Source organism: Actinomadura rubteroloni, from assembly GCF_002911665.1.
GTDB classification, from domain to species: Bacteria; Actinomycetota; Actinomycetes; order Streptosporangiales; family Streptosporangiaceae; genus Spirillospora; species Spirillospora rubteroloni.
In genome coordinates this window covers 153,132-169,463 of record NZ_MTBP01000001.1, presented here as the reverse complement: position 1 = coordinate 169,463, position 16,332 = coordinate 153,132, and the positions used below count along the sequence as shown (strand labels likewise).

The following is a 16,332-nucleotide window of genomic DNA, read 5'->3' as shown; positions in this document are numbered from 1 at the left end:
ATGTCGCACGTTGGCGGGTGCCGAGCAGGAGAGGGGGGTGCAGGCGTCGATGCGGACCCGCACCCTTGCGTTGGCCACATTGTCCCTGCTGAATCTCTTCAGTGTGGGCGCGGGGGTCGCAGTGGCCGATTTCACACCCGGACGCAAGCTCGCACCGCGTCCGCCCGCCGTCGCGGAGCGGCTCGTCGCGGCGACGTCCGGGACGATCGGGGCCGCCGACACCGCCGCCGCGCGGATGCCGGACGGCGCGACGCTCACCGGCCGCCTCAACGGGGTGCTCGGCACGACGAAGACACCGATCAAGGCCGTTGTCATCGACGCCGCCACGGGACGGGAGCTGTTCGCCAAGGACGCCGACAGTCCCGCGACTCCCGCGTCCACAACGAAGATCGTGACAACGACCGCCGCCCTTGCGTCCGCAGGCCCGTCCCACCGCATCACCACGCGTGCCGTGCGCGGCGACGGTGACAGTGTCGTCCTGGTAGGTGGCGGCGACCCCACACTGACCGTCCGGCCCCCCGCGCCTGACGCCGGGCACCCGCCCTACGCGTCGCTCACCGATCTCGCCGCGCAGACGGCCACCGCGCTGAAGGCGCAGGGCCTCACACGCGTCCGCGTTGATTACGACGCCACCGCCTACCAGGGTCCGCGCACCGCGTACGGGTGGAAGCCGAACTACCTGCCGGACGGCGAAGTCGCCCCCGTCAGCGCCCTGACCGTGGACGAAGGCCGCGTCGCGCCCGGTGAGCGCGCCCGCGTCCAGGACCCGCCCGCCGCCGCTGCCGCCCAGTTCGCGACGCTGCTCAAGCGCGCCGGGATCGCTGCGGTCGCGGGCCGTCCGGCGCGGGCCGCCGCGACCGCGCCGAAGCTCGGGGCGGTGCAGTCCCCGCCGCTGTCGGCGCTGATCGAGCACCTGCTGACCGAGAGCGACAACGACGTGGCCGAGGCCGTCGCCCGCCAGGTCGCGATCAGCCGCGGGGCGCCCGGGTCGTTCACCGGCGCCGCCGCGGCCGTCCGGCAGGTCCTCGCGGGGCTCGGCGTCGCGGACGGCGTCGAGGTCAACGACGGCAGCGGCCTGTCGGCGGCGAACCGCATCACCCCGCACGCCCTGGCCCGTATCGCGGCGCTCGCGTCCTCACCGGAGCATCCCGAACTGCGCTCCGTCATTACGGGGATGCCCGTCGCCGGGTTCTCGGGCACGCTCAGTCCGCCCCGCTACACGACCGGGCAGAGCCTGGCCGGTGCGGGATACGTCCACGCGAAGACGGGCACGCTCGCGGGCGTCAGCACCCTCGCCGGAATAACCGCCGACGCCGACGGGCGGCTGCTGGCGTTCGCGTTCATGGCGGGGGACGGTACGGCGCCGGTCGATCCGAGCGTGCTGGACCGTCTCGCCGCGACCGTCGCGGCCTGCGGCTGCTGACCGGGGACCGCTCGCCGGGTGTGGCGCCCCTCCCACGGGAGATAACTCAGGCGGTTGTTCGTTGAGCGACCGAACAGGGGCGCAGTGGCGCCGCGGCCGAGACGTACGGTGGTGTTCATGAGCGCCTCAATGATCGACTGGAACACGGCGGTCCAGGCGGGCACCCGGCTCGTCCGCCCGGGTCCGCAGGTCAGCAATGCCGAGGCCCGCGAAGTGGTGGCGGAACTGCGCGACCTGTCGGCCGTCGCGCACGGCCACGTCCGCGAGTTCACCGGGATGGCGAGCGACCCCGATCCGGCGCCCGCGACCGTCGTGGACCGTCCCGGCTGGATCCGCGCGAACGTCGACGGGTTCCGTGTGGTGCTCGAACCGCTCATGGAGCGCATGCAGGAGCGGCGCGGCTCCGGGATCCTCAGCGGCGGCCCCGGCGGCGTCATGGTGCAGGCGGTCGGGTCGCGCGTCACCGGCCTCCAGGTCGGCGGGCTGCTCGCGTACATGGCCTCCCGCGTACTCGGACAGTACGAGCTGTTCCTACCGCCGGACCCGTCCGGCAGGGCGCCGACGGGACGACTAACGCTCGTCGCACCGAACATCGTCCACGTGGAACGGGACCTCGAAGTCGATCCGCACGACTTCCGCCTGTGGGTGTGCCTGCACGAAGAGACGCACCGCGCACAGTTCACCGGCGTCCCGTGGCTGCGCGAATACGTGCAGGACCAGATGACCGAGTTCCTGCTCGCGTCCGACCTCGACCCCGGCGCCATGCTCGACCGCATCCGCGACGCCGCCGACGTCGTGGCCGACGCCATCCGGGGCGGTGAGGGCAACCTCATCGACGCCATCCAGTCGCCCGAGCAGCGCGCGATCCTCGACCGGCTCACCGCCGTCATGACGCTCGCCGAAGGGCACGGCGACTACGTGATGGACGCCGTCGGGCCCGAGGTCGTCCCGACCGTCCAGCAGATCCGCGCCCGCTTCCAGGGCCGCCGCGACGGCGGCTCCCGGCTGGACCGGACGATCCGCCGCCTGCTCGGCCTCGACCTCAAGATGAAGCAGTACGCCGAGGGCGCCGCGTTCGTGCGCGCGGTCGTCGGCAAGGTCGGCATGGACGGGTTCAACGCCGTCTGGCGCTCGCCCGAGACGCTCCCGACGCACGCCGAGATCGCCGCGCCCGACCGGTGGATCGAACGCGTCCTCGGCCCGCGCGCGATCGAGCCCGCGCCGGAGCCGACGGACGTCCCGGATGGGTCCTGACCCGGCGGTCGCGGCCGTCCGCAGGGCGGTGCGCGCGGCGCTCGCCGGCCTGCCCGCGGACGTCCCGGTGCTCGCCGCGTGCAGCGGCGGCGCCGACTCCCTCGCGCTCGCCGGGGCGCTGGCGTTCGAGGCGCGGCGCGCGGGGCGCCCGGCGGGCGGCGTGACGGTCGACCACGGCCTCCAGGACGGCTCGGCGGACCGCGCGGCGGGCGTCGTCAAGGTCCTCGCCGGGCTCGGGCTGGCGCCCGCCGAGAGCGTCTCCGTGGCCGTCGGGGCCGAGGGCGGCCCGGAGAACGCCGCCCGCAACGCCCGCTATGCCGGGATCGACACGGTCGCCGGACGGCACGGCGCCGTCGTCCTGCTCGGCCACACCCGAGACGACCAGGCCGAGACCGTCCTGCTGGGGCTCGCACGCGGTTCGGGGGCCCGCTCCCTCGCCGGGATGCCGCCCGCGTTCGCACGCGGCACCGTGCGGTACCTGCGGCCACTGTTGGACATCGACCGTCCCACCACCCGGCGTGCGTGCGTGGCGATGGACCTCGATCCGTGGGACGACCCTCACAACGACGACCGTTCGTACACGCGCGTCCGCGTCCGGCACGACGCGCTCCCCGCGCTGGAAAGCGCCCTCGGACCGGGCATCGCCGAAGCTCTCGCCCGCACCGCGCGCCAGCTCCGCGACGACGCCGACCACCTCGACGCCCTCGCCGCCGCCGCGCTGCGCGAGCACGGGACGTCCGTCGACGCCCTGGCCCGGCTGCCCCGCGCCGTCCGCACCCGCGTCCTGCGGGACGCGATGATCCGCGCCGGCTGCCCACCGGGTACGCTCGCGGCGGTCCATGTCGACGCCGTGGAACGCCTGGTCACGGCCTGGCACGGGCAGGACCGCGTGGACCTGCCCGGCGGGGTCCGGGCGCTGCGGCGCCACGGTGTGCTGGAATTCCGGACGGGATGATCCCGTCCTCCCCGGGCGCGTTCCCCTGGCGCGCCCGTCTCCCGGGAAGGTGGGGTAGTGGACGAGAAGGACCTGGGTTCCGACCTGGCGAAGGTGCTGATCCCCGAGGACCGGCTCCAGGCCAAGGTCCGCGAGCTGGCGGCGCAGATCGACGCCGACTACGCGGGCAAGGACCTCCTGCTCGTCGGCGTGCTCAAGGGCGCGGCGATGGTCATGGCGGACCTGGCGCGGGCGCTGCACAGCCCGGCGCGCATGGACTGGATGGCGGTGTCGTCGTACGGGTCGGGCACCAAGTCGTCCGGCGTCGTCCGGATCCTCAAGGACCTCGACACCGACATCAGCGGCCGGAACGTCCTCATCGTGGAGGACATCATCGACTCCGGCCTCACGCTGTCCTGGCTGGCCAGCAACCTGCGGTCGCGCGGCCCGGCGTCGCTGGAGATCTGCGCGCTGCTGCGCAAGCCCGAGGCGGTCCGCACGGAGATCGACTGCCGCTACCTCGGGTTCGACATCCCCAACGAGTTCGTCGTCGGCTACGGGCTCGACTACGACGAGAAGTACCGCAACCTCCCGTTCGTCGGGACGCTCGCGCCGCACGTCTACGGCGGGACGGCCGGCTGAACCGCCGCGTTCGCCCAGCGCGAACCCGTCCCGTCGGCGCGCGAACCGGGCACAGGGAACAACAGGTCACCACGGATCGTTGCAAAGGTGGCCGATGGGTATATCCAACGGATCAGCGGACGGGCGCTGGCTGCGTCCTCTGTAGAAGGCGGTGTACCGTCGATATCCCGGGACGGCCCGGAAGCCACGCCGGAACCGGCAGGGAGCCGGACCGGGTTCGCGGCGTTCCCGACCCCGCTCGACGGGTGAGGGACGCGACACACACGTTGGTCAGGAGGGACGGACCCCGTCAGGGGTGACCGGATACATGGACGTGAAGCGCTATTTTCGCGGGCCGCTGCTGTGGATCCTGCTGTTCGGCCTCATGGTCGCCCTCGTCATGTGGAGCGTCAATCCGGGTCGTTCGTACAGCCAGACCGACACCTCCAAGGTCGTCCAGGAGATCAACGCGGGTCAGGTGCACTCCGCCAAGGTCGTGGACAAGGACCAGAAGATCGAGGTGACGCTCAACAACGCCGACAAGACGCGTCAGCAGGCGTCGTGGGTCGACGGGCAGGGCGTCCAGCTCCAGCAGCAGCTCCAGCAGCAGTACAACCAGGGCAAGCTCCCCGGCGGTTACAACGTCGAGGTCCCCAAGCAGAGCGTCTTCATGAGCCTGCTGTTCAGCCTCCTTCCGATCGTCGTCATCGTGCTGATCTTCCTGTTCATCATGAATCAGATGCAGGGCGGCGGCTCGCGGGTGATGAACTTCGGGAAGTCCAAGGCGAAACTGATCACCAAGGACACCCCGAAGACCACGTTCGCGGACGTCGCGGGCGCGGACGAGGCGCTGGAGGAACTGGAGGAGATCAAGGACTTCCTGCAGAACCCGGCCAAGTTCCAGGCGATCGGCGCCAAGATCCCGAAGGGCGTGCTGCTGTTCGGCCCGCCCGGAACCGGCAAGACGCTGCTCGCCCGCGCGGTCGCGGGCGAGGCGGGCGTGCCGTTCTACTCGATCTCCGGCTCGGACTTCGTGGAGATGTTCGTCGGCGTCGGCGCGTCCCGCGTCCGCGACCTGTTCGAGCAGGCCAAGGCCAACGCGCCCTCGATCATCTTCATCGACGAGATCGACGCCGTCGGCCGGCACCGCGGCGCGGGCCTCGGCGGCGGGCACGACGAGCGCGAGCAGACGCTGAACCAGCTCCTGGTCGAGATGGACGGGTTCGACGTCAAGGGCGGCGTGATCCTCATCGCGGCGACCAACCGTCCCGACATCCTCGACCCGGCGCTGCTGCGGCCCGGCCGGTTCGACCGGCAGGTCACGGTGGACCGCCCCGACCTGGAGGGACGCAAGGGCATCCTGCGCGTCCACGGCCGCGGCAAGCCGTTCGGCCCCGACGTCGACCTTGACGTCATCGCGCGCCGCACCCCCGGCTTCACCGGCGCGGACCTCGCCAACGTCATCAACGAGGCGGCGCTGCTCACCGCCCGGTTCGATCGCAAGCTGATCGACATGGAGACGCTGGAAGAGTCGATCGACCGCGTCATGGCCGGGCCGGAGCGCAAGACCCGCGTCATGTCGGAGAAGGAAAAGAAGATCATCGCCTACCACGAGGGCGGACACGCGCTCGTGGCGCACGCGCTGCCGAACTCCGACCCGGTGCACAAGGTGACGATCCTGCCGCGCGGACGTGCCCTCGGGTACACGATGACCCTCCCGATGGAGGACAAGTTCCTCACCACGCGGTCGGAGATGGCCGACCAGCTCGCCATGCTGCTCGGCGGGCGCACCGCCGAGGAACTGGTGTTCCACGAGCCGACGACCGGCGCGGCCAACGACATCGAGAAGGCCACGTCGATCGCCCGGAACATGGTCACCGAGTACGGCATGAGCGAGCGGCTCGGCGCCCGCAAGTTCGGCACCGGGCAGGGCGAGGTGTTCCTCGGCCGTGAGATGGGTCACGAACGCGACTACTCCGAGGACATCGCGTCCGCGATCGACGACGAGGTCCGCCGCCTCATCGAGTCGGCGCACGACACCGCCTGGGAGATCCTGGTCGAGTACCGGGACGTCCTGGACGACCTGGTCGTCAACCTGATGGAGAAGGAGACCCTCTCCAAGGAGATGGTGCTGGAGATCTTCGCGCCGATCAACAAGCGGCCGCACCAGAACTCCTACACCGGCTACGGCAAGCGGCTCCCGTCCGACCGTCCCCCCGTGCTGACGGCCAAGGAGATGGCGCTCCTCGGCCCGCAGGACGTCCCCGGTCTCAGCAAGAACAACGGGCAGGCCGCGGGCGACGGGGAGCCCGCGGGCGAGCCGTCCTCCGGCGAGAGCTGATCCTGTTGACGAACGAGTACGACGCACCGTCCGCGGCGGAGGGGCTCGACGCCTCCGCCGCGGACGGCGTTCGCCCCCCGGCGGTCGACCACGCCCGCATCGAGCGCGCCGTCCGCGAGATCCTGCTGGCGATCGGCGAGGACCCCGAGCGCGACGGCCTGCGCGACACCCCCGCCCGCGTCGCCCGCGCCTACGCCGAGCAGTTCGCGGGCCTGCGCCAGGCGCCCGAGGACGTGCTGAACAAGGTCTTCGAGGCCGACCACGACGAAATGGTCCTGGTCAAGGACATCGAGCTTTATTCCGTCTGCGAACACCACCTGGTGCCGTTCCACGGAATGGCGCACGTGGGTTACACGCCGAACAAGAGCGGCCAGGTCACCGGTCTTTCCAAACTGGCGCGGCTGGTGGACGTCTACGCCCGGCGCCCGCAGGTGCAGGAGCGCCTGACCAGCCAGGTCGCGGACGCCGTCATGCGCATCCTGGAACCGCGCGGCGTCATCGTCGTCATCGAGGCCGAGCATTTGTGCATGACGATGCGGGGCGTGCGCAAACCCGGGGCGCGGACCGTCACCTCGGCCGTCCGGGGCGATTTCCGCGACCACGCCGAGACGCGTGCCGAGGCGATGAGCCTGATCCTCGGGCGATGACCGGTCCGGTGGTCGCGCGGTGAGGCAATAGGCTGGATGACATGACCAGTGCCGTTGTTCCCGGGATGCCCGAGCCGGGGCGATGTCTCGTGATGGGCGTGGTCAACGTGACGCCCGATTCGTTCTCCGACGGCGGGGCCTGGTTCGACCACGACAAGGCGGTCGGGCACGGGCTCGACCTCGTCGCCGAGGGCGCGGACATCGTGGACGTCGGCGGCGAGTCCACCCGGCCCGGCGCGCAGCGCGTGTCGCTGGAGGAGGAGCTGCGGCGGGTCGTCCCGGTCGTGGCGGCGCTGTCCGGCGAGGGCGTCCCGGTCAGCGTGGACACGATGCGGGCCGAGGTCGCGGAGGCGGCGGTGACGGCCGGGGCGCGGCTCGTCAACGACGTCAGCGGCGGGCTCGCCGATCCCGCGATGGCCCGCGTGGTGGCGGCGGCGCGCGTCCCCTACGTGGTGATGCACTGGCGCGGCCACAGCCACGACATGTACACGCGCGCCGTCTACGGCGACGTCGTCCGCGAGGTGCGCGACGAACTGCTGGAGCGTGTGGACGCGCTGCTCGCCGAGGGCGTGGACCCGTCGATGATCGTGCTGGACCCCGGGCTCGGGTTCGCCAAGCAGCCCACGACGCTCGACAACTGGGCGCTGGTCGCCCGGCTGGACGAGCTGACCGCGACCGGGCACCCGGTGCTGGTCGGGGCGTCCCGCAAGCGGTTCCTCGGCAAGCTGCTGGCCGGTCCGGACGGCACCCCGCGCCCGTTCGCGGGCAGCGACGACGCGACCACGGCCGTCACCGCGCTCGCGGCGGCGGCGGGCGCCTGGTGCGTGCGCGTCCACCGGGTCGCGCCCAACGCCGACGCGGTGCGGATCGCGGCGGCCGTCCGGGCCGCGGCGGCCCGCGAGGAGGGGGACGCGCGTGGCTGACGGTCCGCAGGAGGCCAACGCCGAGTACTACGCGGCGTTCGAGGCGGGCGACCTCGACCGGATGGGCGACGTGTGGGCCGACGGCGCGTTCGCCGACGGCGTGAGCTGCGTGCACCCCGGCTGGCCGATGCTGCGGGGCCGCGACGAGGTGCTGCGGTCCTGGGCGCTGATCATGGCGAACACGACGTACATCCAGTTCGTCCTGACCGATGCGACCTGCGACGTCTACGGCGACCACGCGGTCGTGACCTGCAAGGAGAACACGCTGACCGCCGACGAGGAGGACTCGGGCGGCACCGGGTTCCTCGCCGGCGGAAGCATCGTCGCGACGAACGTGTTCGTACGGACGGACGGACGATGGCGCCTGCTCGTCCACCACGGATCCCCGATTCTCGGCACCCCGGAGGACGAGTGAGCGACCGCATCGAGCTGCGCGGGCTCCGCGTGCGCGGACGGCACGGCGTGCTGCCCGCCGAGCGCGAGCTGGGCCAGGAGTTCGTGGTGGACGTGTCGCTGGCGCTCGACACCCGTCCCGCCGCCGCCACCGACGACCTGTCGCGCACTGTCGACTACGGGACCCTCGCGGGACGGCTCGTCGCGGCCGTCCAGGAGGACCCGGTCGACCTTCTGGAGACGCTGGCGGAACGGCTCGCGGGGATCTGCCTGGCGGACCCGGTGGTGACGGAGGCGGAGGTCACCGTCCACAAGCCGAGCGCCCCCGTGCCGCATCCCTTCACGGACGTCGCCGTGAGGATCACCAGGAGCCGCCCATGACCGCGCCCGCCCGGCAGCGCGTCGTCCTGTCCCTCGGCAGCAACCTCGGCGACCGCCTGGACAACCTCCAGGAAGCCCTGGACGCGCTGTTCGACGCCCCGGGGCTGGAACTCGCCGCGCTCTCCCCGGTGTACGAGACCGCCCCGTTCGCCCCGCCCGGCGCGGCGCTGCCCGAGCAGGGCGACTACCTGAACCTCGTCGTCCTCGCCGACACCCGGCTGACGCCCGAGACGCTGCTGGAGCGGGCGCAGAGCATCGAGACCTCGCTGCGCCGCGTCCGGGAGGTGCGGTGGGGGCCGCGCACCCTGGACATCGACATCGTGGCGTTCGGCGACGTCACGTCCGGCGACCCCCGGCTGACGCTGCCGCATCCGCGCGCCCACGAGCGCGCGTTCGTGCTGGTGCCGTGGGCCGACGTGGACCCGGACGGACGGCTCGCCGGGCACGGCCGCGTCGCGGACCTCGCCGCGTCCGCCGGGGGCGGGGTCGCCCGCCGCGACGACCTGACCCTCCAGACGCCTGCATGAAGCCGACACGTCCGCTCTTCCTCGCCGGCCTGGTCCTCGTCGTCGGAGTGATCACCTGGGCGCTGGTGAGCAGTTCCTACACGACGCTCCCGCCGCTGCCGTGGACGGCCGTCCCGACACTGCTGCTGCTCGCGCTCGGCGAGGGCTTCACGGGCTGGAACATCCTGCGCCGGATCCGCCGCAAGAAGGGCACGCGGCCGGTGGAACCGCTGGTCGTGGCGCGGATGGCGGCGCTCGCCAAGGCCAGCGCGCACGCCGCGGCCGTGCTCGCGGGGATCTTCGGCGGGTTCGCGATCGTCCTCGCCGACTCCCTGGACAAGCCGACGCCCCGGCACGACTTCTCCGTCGGCGCCGGGACGGGCCTGGCCGCGCTCGTGCTGGCCGGCGCCGCGTACTTCCTGGAGTACGCGTGCCGCGTGCCGAAGGACCCCGACGAGGAACGCCGCGGCCACGGGGCGTCCCGGGCCTGACGGCTCAGCCCGCGGCGGCGCCGGACCGGGCGGGGGACAGGCCGTCCAGGACGAGCGCGACGAGCTTGTCGCGGCGGTCGGACGCGCCGTCGAACGCCTGCTCCCCGGCCCACGCGGCGCCGTGCAGGAGCGCGAGGAACTCGGCGGTGTCGACGTCGGCGCGCACCCGGCCCGCCTCCTGCTCGCGCTCCAGCAGCGCCGCGCCGGTGCGGCGCATGGCCGTGCACGACGCGTGCAGATCGGACGTCTCGTCCTGGAGCGTCCCCATCAGCGCGCCGGTGAGCCCGCGGTAGGTGGTCGTCATCTCGGCGAGCGACCGCGACCAGTCGAGCAGGACGGGCCGTTCCGGCGGTTCGCGCAGCAGTTCGCGGCCGTGCTCGGTGAGCGCGTCGAACCGGTCCCGCAGGACGGCCTCCAGGAGCGAGTCGCGCGCGGGGAAGTGCCGGTAGAGCGTGCCGATGCCGACTCCGGCGCGGCGTGCGACGTCCTCCAGGGACGTGTCGATGCCGTGCTCGTCGAAGGCGGCGCGGGCCTCCTTGAGCAGCCGTTCGTAGTTGCGCCGTGCGTCGGCGCGCCGGAAGCGGGGCGCCGGGGAGCCGTTCAGCCTTCCTCCCGAGGTTGCGAAGCGGAGCCTGCCTCCTTTACTGTAGCGGACAGATTCGGAGGCTGCCTCCGAATGTCCGGAAGGAGGCGTGATGTCCATCGAGGACTACCGGCGCAGACTCGGTTCGTACGGCGTGTGGATCACTCCGCAGGCGCTCCTGGCCACACCGGTCGGCGTGCAGCGCGAGCAGTTCGCGCGGATCGAGAAGCTCGGCTACGGCTCGCTGTGGAGCGGGGAGCCGCCGGCCGGAGCGCCGCCGGGCCGCGAGGCGTTCGCGCAGCACGGGCTGATGCTCGCGTCTACCGAACGGATCGTCGTCGGGACGGGCATCGCCAACATCACGTCCCGCGTGCCCGTTGCCATGCACACGGCGGCGGCGACGCTTGCCGAAATGCATCCGGGGCGGTTCATCCTGGGGCTCGGCGGGGCAGGGCCGGACCGTCCGCTGACCCGGCTCGCCGAATACCTCGACGCGCTGGACGAGGTGGCCGAGACCGCGCTGCCGAACGTCGAGTACCCGCGCGTCCTCGCGGCGCTCGGGCCGAAGGCGAACCGGCTCGCGGCCGAACGCGCGCAGGGCGCCCATCCGTTCCTGCAGCCCGTCCGGCACACCGAGGTCGCCCGGGACCTGCTCGGCCCCGAGCCGCTGCTGATCCCGCAGCAGATGGTGGCGCTGGAGACCGACCCGGACAAGGCCCGCGATCCGCTGCGCCGTCTCATGAAGGGCATGCCGGAGGGGCCGTACGAGCGCAACTACCGGCGGCTCGGCTTCGGCGACGAGGACCTCGGCGAGGCGCGCAGCGACCGGATCCTGGACGCCACGCTCGCCTGGGGCGACGAGGCCGCGGTCGCCGAGCGGCTGCGCGCCCATCTGGACGCCGGGGCCGACCACGTGTTGCTGACGCCGCGCGCGCCCGACCTGACGTCCCTGGTGGACCGGCTCGAACGGCTGGCGCCGCTGCTGACGGCCTGATCCTTACTTGTCGATGTCGCCGACGACGAAGAACATCGACCCGAGGATCGCGACCATGTCGGCGACGAGCGTGCCCGGCAGCATCTCGGCGAGCACCTGGATGTTGTTGTAGGACGCCGAGCGCAGCTTCAGGCGCCACGGCGTCTTCTCCCCGCGCGAGACGAGGTAGTAGCCGTTCAGGCCGAGCGGGTTCTCGGTCCAGGCGTAGGTGTGCCCCTCGGGCACCTTGAGCACCTTCGGGAGGCGCTGGTTGATCGGTCCGGGCGGCAGTTCGGCGAGGCGGTCGAGGCAGGCGTCGGCCAGGTCCAGCGAGGCGTAGACCTGGTCGAGCAGGCACTCGAACCGGGCCAGGCAGTCGCCTTCCGTGCGGGTCACGACGGGGACGTCGAGTTCGCCGTAGGCGAGGTAGGGCTCGTCGCGGCGCAGGTCGAAGTCCACGCCGGACGCGCGGGCGATCGGCCCCGACACCCCGTACTGGAGGATCTGGTCGCGGGTGAGGACGCCGACCCCCCGGGTGCGGGCGCGGAAGATTTCGTTGCCCATGATGAGGTCGCCGATGTCGCTCATCCGGGCGCGAACGTCGGTGACCGCCTGGCGTGCCCGTCCCGTCCAGCCCGCGGGCAGTTCCTCCTTGAGGCCGCCGACGCGGTTGAACATGTAGTGCATCCGGCCGCCGGAGACCTCCTCCATGACCGCCTGGAGCGCCTCCCGCTCCCGGAACGCGTAGAAGATCGGGGTGATCGCACCGACCTCCAGGGGATAGGACCCGAGGAACATCAGATGGTTGAGGACGCGGTTCAGCTCGGCCAGCAGCGTCCGGACCCACGTCGCCCGCTCGGGCACCTCCATCCCGAGCATCCGCTCCACCGCGAGCACGACGCCGAGTTCGCTGGAGAACGCCGACAGCCAGTCGTGCCGGTTGGCCAGCACGATGATCTGGCGGAAGTCGCGGGCCTCGAACAGCTTCTCCGCGCCCCGGTGCATGTAGCCGACGATCGGCTCGGCGCCGCTGATCCGTTCGCCGTCGAGCGTGAGCTTGAGCCGCAGAACCCCGTGCGTGGACGGGTGCTGCGGACCGATGTTGAGGACCATGTCCTCGGTCGCCAGCCCGCCGGGCGTCCCGTCCGACGGCAGCTCGCGGGCGCCCGCGCCGATACCAACGATGCGTTCCGTCGTCATGGTCGAGACCTCATCGCACACCTCACCGCCTGGGCTTTCCGGATCAGCGCCCATCGTCGCATGGCGAGCCGAGCCGGTTTTCCGGTTGACTAGGGGGCAATGAACGCAACCCACGGCGAACCACCACAAGTCCCGGCGACGGCCGCGCAGGGGACGGTACCGCACGCCCCGCCGCCGTCCGCCGCCGACTCGGCCTTCGCGCCCGGCGACGGACGGACCTGGGCGCGCGTCTCCCGGCGGCACACGCTGGCGCGGGGGCTGGCGGCGACCCTCTGGGCGCTTCCGTGCGCCCTCGGCGGCGGGCTGGTCGGCTGGCGCAACGGCGGCGTGCCCGGCGCGGTGGTGGTCGTCTCCCTCGTGGTCGTGGCGCTGGCCGTGACGTGGATCGTGGCGGAACTCACCAGCCGGTCCTACGGCTACGCCGAGCGCGACGACGACCTGATCCTGACCTCCGGGGTGTTCGTCCGGCGGCTCGTCGTCGTGCCGTACGCGCGGATGGAGTTCGTGGACGTGACGTCCGGGCTCGTCGATCGCTGGCTGGGGCTCGCGACCGTCCGGCTGCACACCGCCGCCGCCGCGACCGACGCCCGCATCCCGTCGCTGCCGGTGCGGGAGGCGGGCGAACTGCGCGACCGCCTGGCGCACCGCGGCGAACAGCGGAGCACGCCGTGACCCACGACCCCCGCCCCGGCGACCCGCGACCGGACCGTCCCGTCCAAGACACCCCGGCCCCCGGCCACGCCGCGCCCGACACGACCGCACCGGTCGACGGCCCGCGGGCCGAGCCCGTCCCGCCCGGCCAGGTTCCTTCGGGCTGGCAGCCTCCGAGCCAGTCGGCGCTCGGCCAGAGCGGGCCGGGCCAGCTCTCGCCGGGCTGGCAGCAGCCAGGTCCGCCCGTTCCGGGCCAGGGTGCGCCAGGCGCGTCCGGGTATCTCGCGCACGGGGGCGGAGTGCCGGGTGCGTCGGGGCAGTCTGCTGGTCGGTATCCGCCGGGGCAGGGTGGGTCCGGGGCTTATGCGCCGCCTGGAGCGGGGAACGGGGTTCCGGGACGGCCTCCCCAGGCGCCGGGGTATCCCGCGCCGTATGCGGGGCGTTCGGTGCCGCCGCAGTCGTACGGGCGGCCTCCGTACGGTCCGCAGGCGGGGCGTCCCGGGCTGCCGTATCCGCCGGTGCCGCCGCCCGTCGGTCCGGACGGTCGGCCGTTCCGCGCGGGACCGCCCGCGTATCGGCCGTACGCGCCGCTGTTCCAGCCGCCGGCGTACGGCCCGCCGCCGCAGTACTACATGCCGGGTCCGCCGCCGCGTCCGCCCGTTCGGTTCTCGGAGGGAACGCATCGGCTGCACTGGGCCACCGCGCCGTTGCGCGCGTTCGCCATCCTCATCGTGTACTTCGTCCTGCTGGGGATGCCGCTGCTGCTGACGCGGAGCGACGGCGGCGCGGCCGTGAACCTCCTCCGGTTCACGCTGGTGACGGTGCCGTTCGTGGTCGTCGCCGTCGCGGCGGGCATCTGGGGCTGGCTGTCGGTGCGGTTCCGCGTCGAGGGCGACGACCTCGTGGTCGTGACCGGCGTGCTGCGCAAACGGACGCGGAGCATTCCGCTGTCGCGCGTGCAGGCCATCGACGTCGTCCGTCCGCTGGTCACACGGTTCTTCCGGCTCAGCGAAGTCCGCGTCGAGGCGGCGGGCGGCGAGCAGAGCGAGATCATCCTGCGCTACCTCGGCCGCGACGCCGGCCAGGCGCTGCGCGCGGAGCTGCTGGCCATCGCCGCCGGGCTGCCCGGCCAGACGCCCGAGGCGCCCGAGCGGCACTTCTGGAAGGTCCGGTACGGGCAGCTCCTCGGCTCGCTCGCGATGCGGCTGCCCGTCCTCGGGACGTTCCTGCTGCTCATCGGCTCGCTCATGTTCATGGTGATCTACGGCGAGCCCGCGATCCTCGCGGTGACCGTCCCGGCGCTGCTCGGCCTGATCCGCGGCGTCGTCGCCCCGGCGATCATGTACGCGGGGTTCCGCGTCGCGGTGTCGCCGGACGGTCTGCGCCTCCGCTACGGGATGCTGGAGACCCGTATGCAGACGCTGCCTCCGGGCCGCGTCCAAGCGGTCGGGATCGTTGAGCCCGCGTTGTGGCGCAGCGTCGGCTGGGCACGGCTGGAGATCACCGTCGCCGGTTATGCCGGGGACCGCCAGGCATTGTCGTCCGTGCTGCTGCCGGTCGCGCCGCGATCGGTGTGCATGGGGCTCGTACGGCTGCTGTTCATGCTGCGGGACGTGGACGCCATCCCGCTCGTCCCACCGGCCCAGTTCTCCATCGCGCTGGACCACCCCGAGGGCGCGGGCGCCGACGACGTCCTGTTCGTGTCGCGGCACGGCTGGCCGGGACGGCGCACCGACGTGATCCCGGTCGTCCGGGCGCAGAGCGTACGGATGACGGTCAATCCGCTGCAGAGGATGCTGGGGCTCGCGACCGTCCACGTGGACGCGCCGTCCGGGCCGATCCGCGTCCGGGCCGCCGACCGCGAGCTGGGCGAGGCCCGCGCGATGGTCGAGTCGATCGCGAAGCGCTCGGTGGATCCGCGCAACGCCCCGTCGTTCGGCGCCTAGGCCAGATCGGCGAGGACGGACGGCAGCGCGATCCCGACGGACTGCGCCAGCCACCCGAAGCCGCCGAGTCCGCCCGGATCGGTCAGTTCGGCGTCCTCTCCGGCCACCGACAGCGCCGCGAGGTAGCCGCGCGGGTCGCGGTGGGCGAGGTCCAGCGGCGGGCGCGCACCGGTGATCCCGAGGGCGCGCAGGGCCGCGCGCTGGGTCGTCAGCACCCCGGCCGTGGCGCCCGCCTGCTCGCCCGCGACCGCGCAGGCGTCCAACGCGACGTGTGCGGTGACATCGCATGATCCGTCCGGGATGGGCGGGACGGTCGAACCGTCCCGATATCCGGTGATCGTGCCGTACACCGGTCGTTCCCCGGCGTGGTGCGCGTAGTCGATCGCGACCGCCAAGCCCCGGTCCATCCGCTCGATCACGCCCGACCACGCCGCGCAGCGCGGGCTTCCGACCTCGGCGCGGTCGCCGTTCTCGCGCAGCGGCCACCAGCGGTCCAGCCAGTCCAGGTCGTCGCGGGACGGCTCCGGACCGCTGCGCTCGGCGCCGCCGCCCGCCTCGACCAGGACCGTGCGCGGGCCCGCCGGGGTCAGCTCCACGACGTCCAGCGGGACGTTGTCCAGCCACTCGTTCGCGATGACCAGGCCCGTGACGTGCGCGGGGGGCTCGTCGCGCCACTCGACGCGCGCGGGCACGCCGGCCGCGCGCGGCGCCACCTCCACCGCGATCGGGACGACCCGCCGGGCGAGGTCGGCCGGGACGCGTTCCAGCAGGTTGACGAGCAGTTCGCCGCCGCCCGCGCCGATGTCCACGAGGTCGAGCCTGGCGGGACGGCCGAGGGCCGCGTCCACGTCGGCGAGCAGCCGCGCCAGCGCGGCGGCGAACCGCGGCGACGCGTGGACCGATGTGCGGAAGTGCTCCCGGGGACGCTCGCCGCGCCGGTAGAAACCGTCCGGGCCGTACAGCGCCCGATCCATCGCGTCCCGCCACGTCTCCCAAACCGCCACGTCGAGGACGGTACCGCGACCGGGAACGTCAGGCGGGTAATCCTTACGGTTGACGCGGTTC

The 16,332-nt window shown here is 72.8% G+C and carries 17 protein-coding genes; 14 read left to right on the top strand and 3 right to left on the bottom strand.

What is annotated here, in order from left to right:
* Positions 1-121: 121 nt before the first annotated feature.
* From dacB to BTM25_RS00800, 11 genes are all read left to right on the top strand, one after another.
* Positions 122-1,423, top strand: coding sequence for a D-alanyl-D-alanine carboxypeptidase/D-alanyl-D-alanine endopeptidase (gene dacB / locus BTM25_RS00850; protein ID WP_235827982.1), 1,302 nt, complete (start codon positions 122-124; stop codon positions 1,421-1,423).
* Positions 1,424-1,552: 129 nt separating this feature from the next.
* Positions 1,553-2,677: a zinc-dependent metalloprotease gene (locus BTM25_RS00845; protein WP_103560849.1), complete on the top strand. Its 1,125-nt coding sequence runs from the start codon at positions 1,553-1,555 to the stop codon at positions 2,675-2,677.
* Positions 2,667-3,632, top strand: coding sequence for a tRNA lysidine(34) synthetase TilS (gene tilS / locus BTM25_RS00840; protein ID WP_103560848.1), 966 nt, complete (start codon positions 2,667-2,669; stop codon positions 3,630-3,632). Before BTM25_RS00845 ends, tilS begins: the two co-directional genes overlap by 11 nt.
* 57 nt (positions 3,633-3,689) lie before the next feature.
* Positions 3,690-4,253: a hypoxanthine phosphoribosyltransferase gene (hpt, locus tag BTM25_RS00835; RefSeq protein ID WP_103560847.1), complete on the top strand. Its 564-nt coding sequence runs from the start codon at positions 3,690-3,692 to the stop codon at positions 4,251-4,253.
* A 307-nt stretch (positions 4,254-4,560) separates the two neighbouring features.
* Entirely contained in the window at positions 4,561-6,573 is a 2,013-nt protein-coding gene (ftsH, locus tag BTM25_RS00830) for an ATP-dependent zinc metalloprotease FtsH (RefSeq protein ID WP_103560846.1), read from the top strand.
* 5 nt (positions 6,574-6,578) lie between these two features.
* Entirely contained in the window at positions 6,579-7,220 is a 642-nt protein-coding gene (gene folE, locus BTM25_RS00825; protein WP_103560845.1) for a GTP cyclohydrolase I FolE, read from the top strand.
* A gap of 41 nt (positions 7,221-7,261) precedes the next feature.
* On the top strand, positions 7,262-8,143 hold the full coding sequence (gene folP / locus BTM25_RS00820; RefSeq protein WP_103560844.1) for a dihydropteroate synthase: 882 nt from the start codon (positions 7,262-7,264) through the stop codon (positions 8,141-8,143).
* Entirely contained in the window at positions 8,136-8,558 is a 423-nt protein-coding gene (locus tag BTM25_RS00815; RefSeq protein ID WP_103560843.1) for a nuclear transport factor 2 family protein, read from the top strand. Before folP ends, BTM25_RS00815 begins: the two co-directional genes overlap by 8 nt.
* Entirely contained in the window at positions 8,555-8,917 is a 363-nt protein-coding gene (gene folB, locus BTM25_RS00810) for a dihydroneopterin aldolase (RefSeq protein WP_407923360.1), read from the top strand. The genes BTM25_RS00815 and folB overlap by 4 nt, the downstream gene beginning before the upstream one ends.
* Positions 8,914-9,444 (top strand): 2-amino-4-hydroxy-6-hydroxymethyldihydropteridine diphosphokinase, encoded by a 531-nt coding sequence (gene folK, locus BTM25_RS00805; protein WP_103560841.1) that lies wholly within the window; start codon positions 8,914-8,916, stop codon positions 9,442-9,444. The genes folB and folK overlap by 4 nt, the downstream gene beginning before the upstream one ends.
* On the top strand, positions 9,441-9,914 hold the full coding sequence (locus BTM25_RS00800) for a DUF3180 domain-containing protein (protein ID WP_103560840.1): 474 nt from the start codon (positions 9,441-9,443) through the stop codon (positions 9,912-9,914). Before folK ends, BTM25_RS00800 begins: the two co-directional genes overlap by 4 nt.
* A 4-nt stretch (positions 9,915-9,918) precedes the next feature.
* Here BTM25_RS00800 and BTM25_RS00795 read toward each other — a convergent pair whose 3' ends face one another.
* Positions 9,919-10,617 carry a TetR/AcrR family transcriptional regulator gene (locus tag BTM25_RS00795; protein ID WP_103562659.1) on the bottom strand — a complete coding sequence of 233 codons (699 nt, stop codon included), beginning with the start codon at positions 10,615-10,617 and terminating at the stop codon, positions 9,919-9,921.
* On the opposite strand from BTM25_RS00795, the gene BTM25_RS00790 reads away from it, so the two are divergent.
* Positions 10,610-11,491, top strand: coding sequence for a TIGR03620 family F420-dependent LLM class oxidoreductase (locus BTM25_RS00790; RefSeq protein WP_103560839.1), 882 nt, complete (start codon positions 10,610-10,612; stop codon positions 11,489-11,491). The genes BTM25_RS00795 and BTM25_RS00790 overlap by 8 nt on opposite strands.
* Positions 11,492-11,494: 3 nt before the next feature.
* On the opposite strand, the gene BTM25_RS00785 is transcribed toward BTM25_RS00790, so the two are convergent.
* Entirely contained in the window at positions 11,495-12,670 is a 1,176-nt protein-coding gene (locus tag BTM25_RS00785; protein WP_235827980.1) for an NADH-quinone oxidoreductase subunit D, read from the bottom strand.
* 99 nt (positions 12,671-12,769) lie between these two features.
* Here BTM25_RS00785 and BTM25_RS00780 point away from each other — a divergent pair, with 99 nt between their 5' ends.
* Together BTM25_RS00780 and BTM25_RS00775 are read left to right on the top strand one after the other, a co-directional pair.
* A complete protein-coding gene (locus BTM25_RS00780) occupies positions 12,770-13,342 on the top strand; it encodes a PH domain-containing protein (protein WP_103560838.1) in 573 nt (190 codons plus the stop codon).
* A gap of 425 nt (positions 13,343-13,767) precedes the next feature.
* On the top strand, positions 13,768-15,267 hold the full coding sequence (locus tag BTM25_RS00775; RefSeq protein ID WP_235827978.1) for a PH domain-containing protein: 1,500 nt from the start codon (positions 13,768-13,770) through the stop codon (positions 15,265-15,267).
* Here the strand turns inward: BTM25_RS00775 and BTM25_RS00770 are convergent.
* Entirely contained in the window at positions 15,264-16,271 is a 1,008-nt protein-coding gene (locus tag BTM25_RS00770) for an SAM-dependent methyltransferase (protein WP_205647929.1), read from the bottom strand. The two genes, BTM25_RS00775 and BTM25_RS00770, sit on opposite strands and share 4 nt — an antisense overlap.
* Between the last annotated feature and the right edge of the window lie 61 nt (positions 16,272-16,332).

Bases quoted from the DNA above. Each gene is read 5' to 3' on its own strand.
- BTM25_RS00785 (WP_235827980.1), bottom strand. From the start codon at position 12,670: ATGACGACGGAACGCATCGTTGGTATCGGCGCGGGCGCCCGCGAGCTG.
- BTM25_RS00845 (WP_103560849.1), top strand. From the start codon at position 1,553: ATGATCGACTGGAACACGGCGGTCCAGGCGGGCACCCGGCTCGTCCGC.
- ftsH (WP_103560846.1), top strand. From the start codon at position 4,561: ATGGACGTGAAGCGCTATTTTCGCGGGCCGCTGCTGTGGATCCTGCTG.
- BTM25_RS00790 (WP_103560839.1), top strand. From the start codon at position 10,610: ATGTCCATCGAGGACTACCGGCGCAGACTCGGTTCGTACGGCGTGTGG.
- folK (WP_103560841.1), top strand. From the start codon at position 8,914: ATGACCGCGCCCGCCCGGCAGCGCGTCGTCCTGTCCCTCGGCAGCAAC.
- BTM25_RS00780 (WP_103560838.1), top strand. From the start codon at position 12,770: ATGAACGCAACCCACGGCGAACCACCACAAGTCCCGGCGACGGCCGCG.
- BTM25_RS00795 (WP_103562659.1), bottom strand. From the start codon at position 10,617: ATGGACATCACGCCTCCTTCCGGACATTCGGAGGCAGCCTCCGAATCT.
- BTM25_RS00800 (WP_103560840.1), top strand. From the start codon at position 9,441: ATGAAGCCGACACGTCCGCTCTTCCTCGCCGGCCTGGTCCTCGTCGTC.
- tilS (WP_103560848.1), top strand. From the start codon at position 2,667: ATGGGTCCTGACCCGGCGGTCGCGGCCGTCCGCAGGGCGGTGCGCGCG.
- folP (WP_103560844.1), top strand. From the start codon at position 7,262: ATGACCAGTGCCGTTGTTCCCGGGATGCCCGAGCCGGGGCGATGTCTC.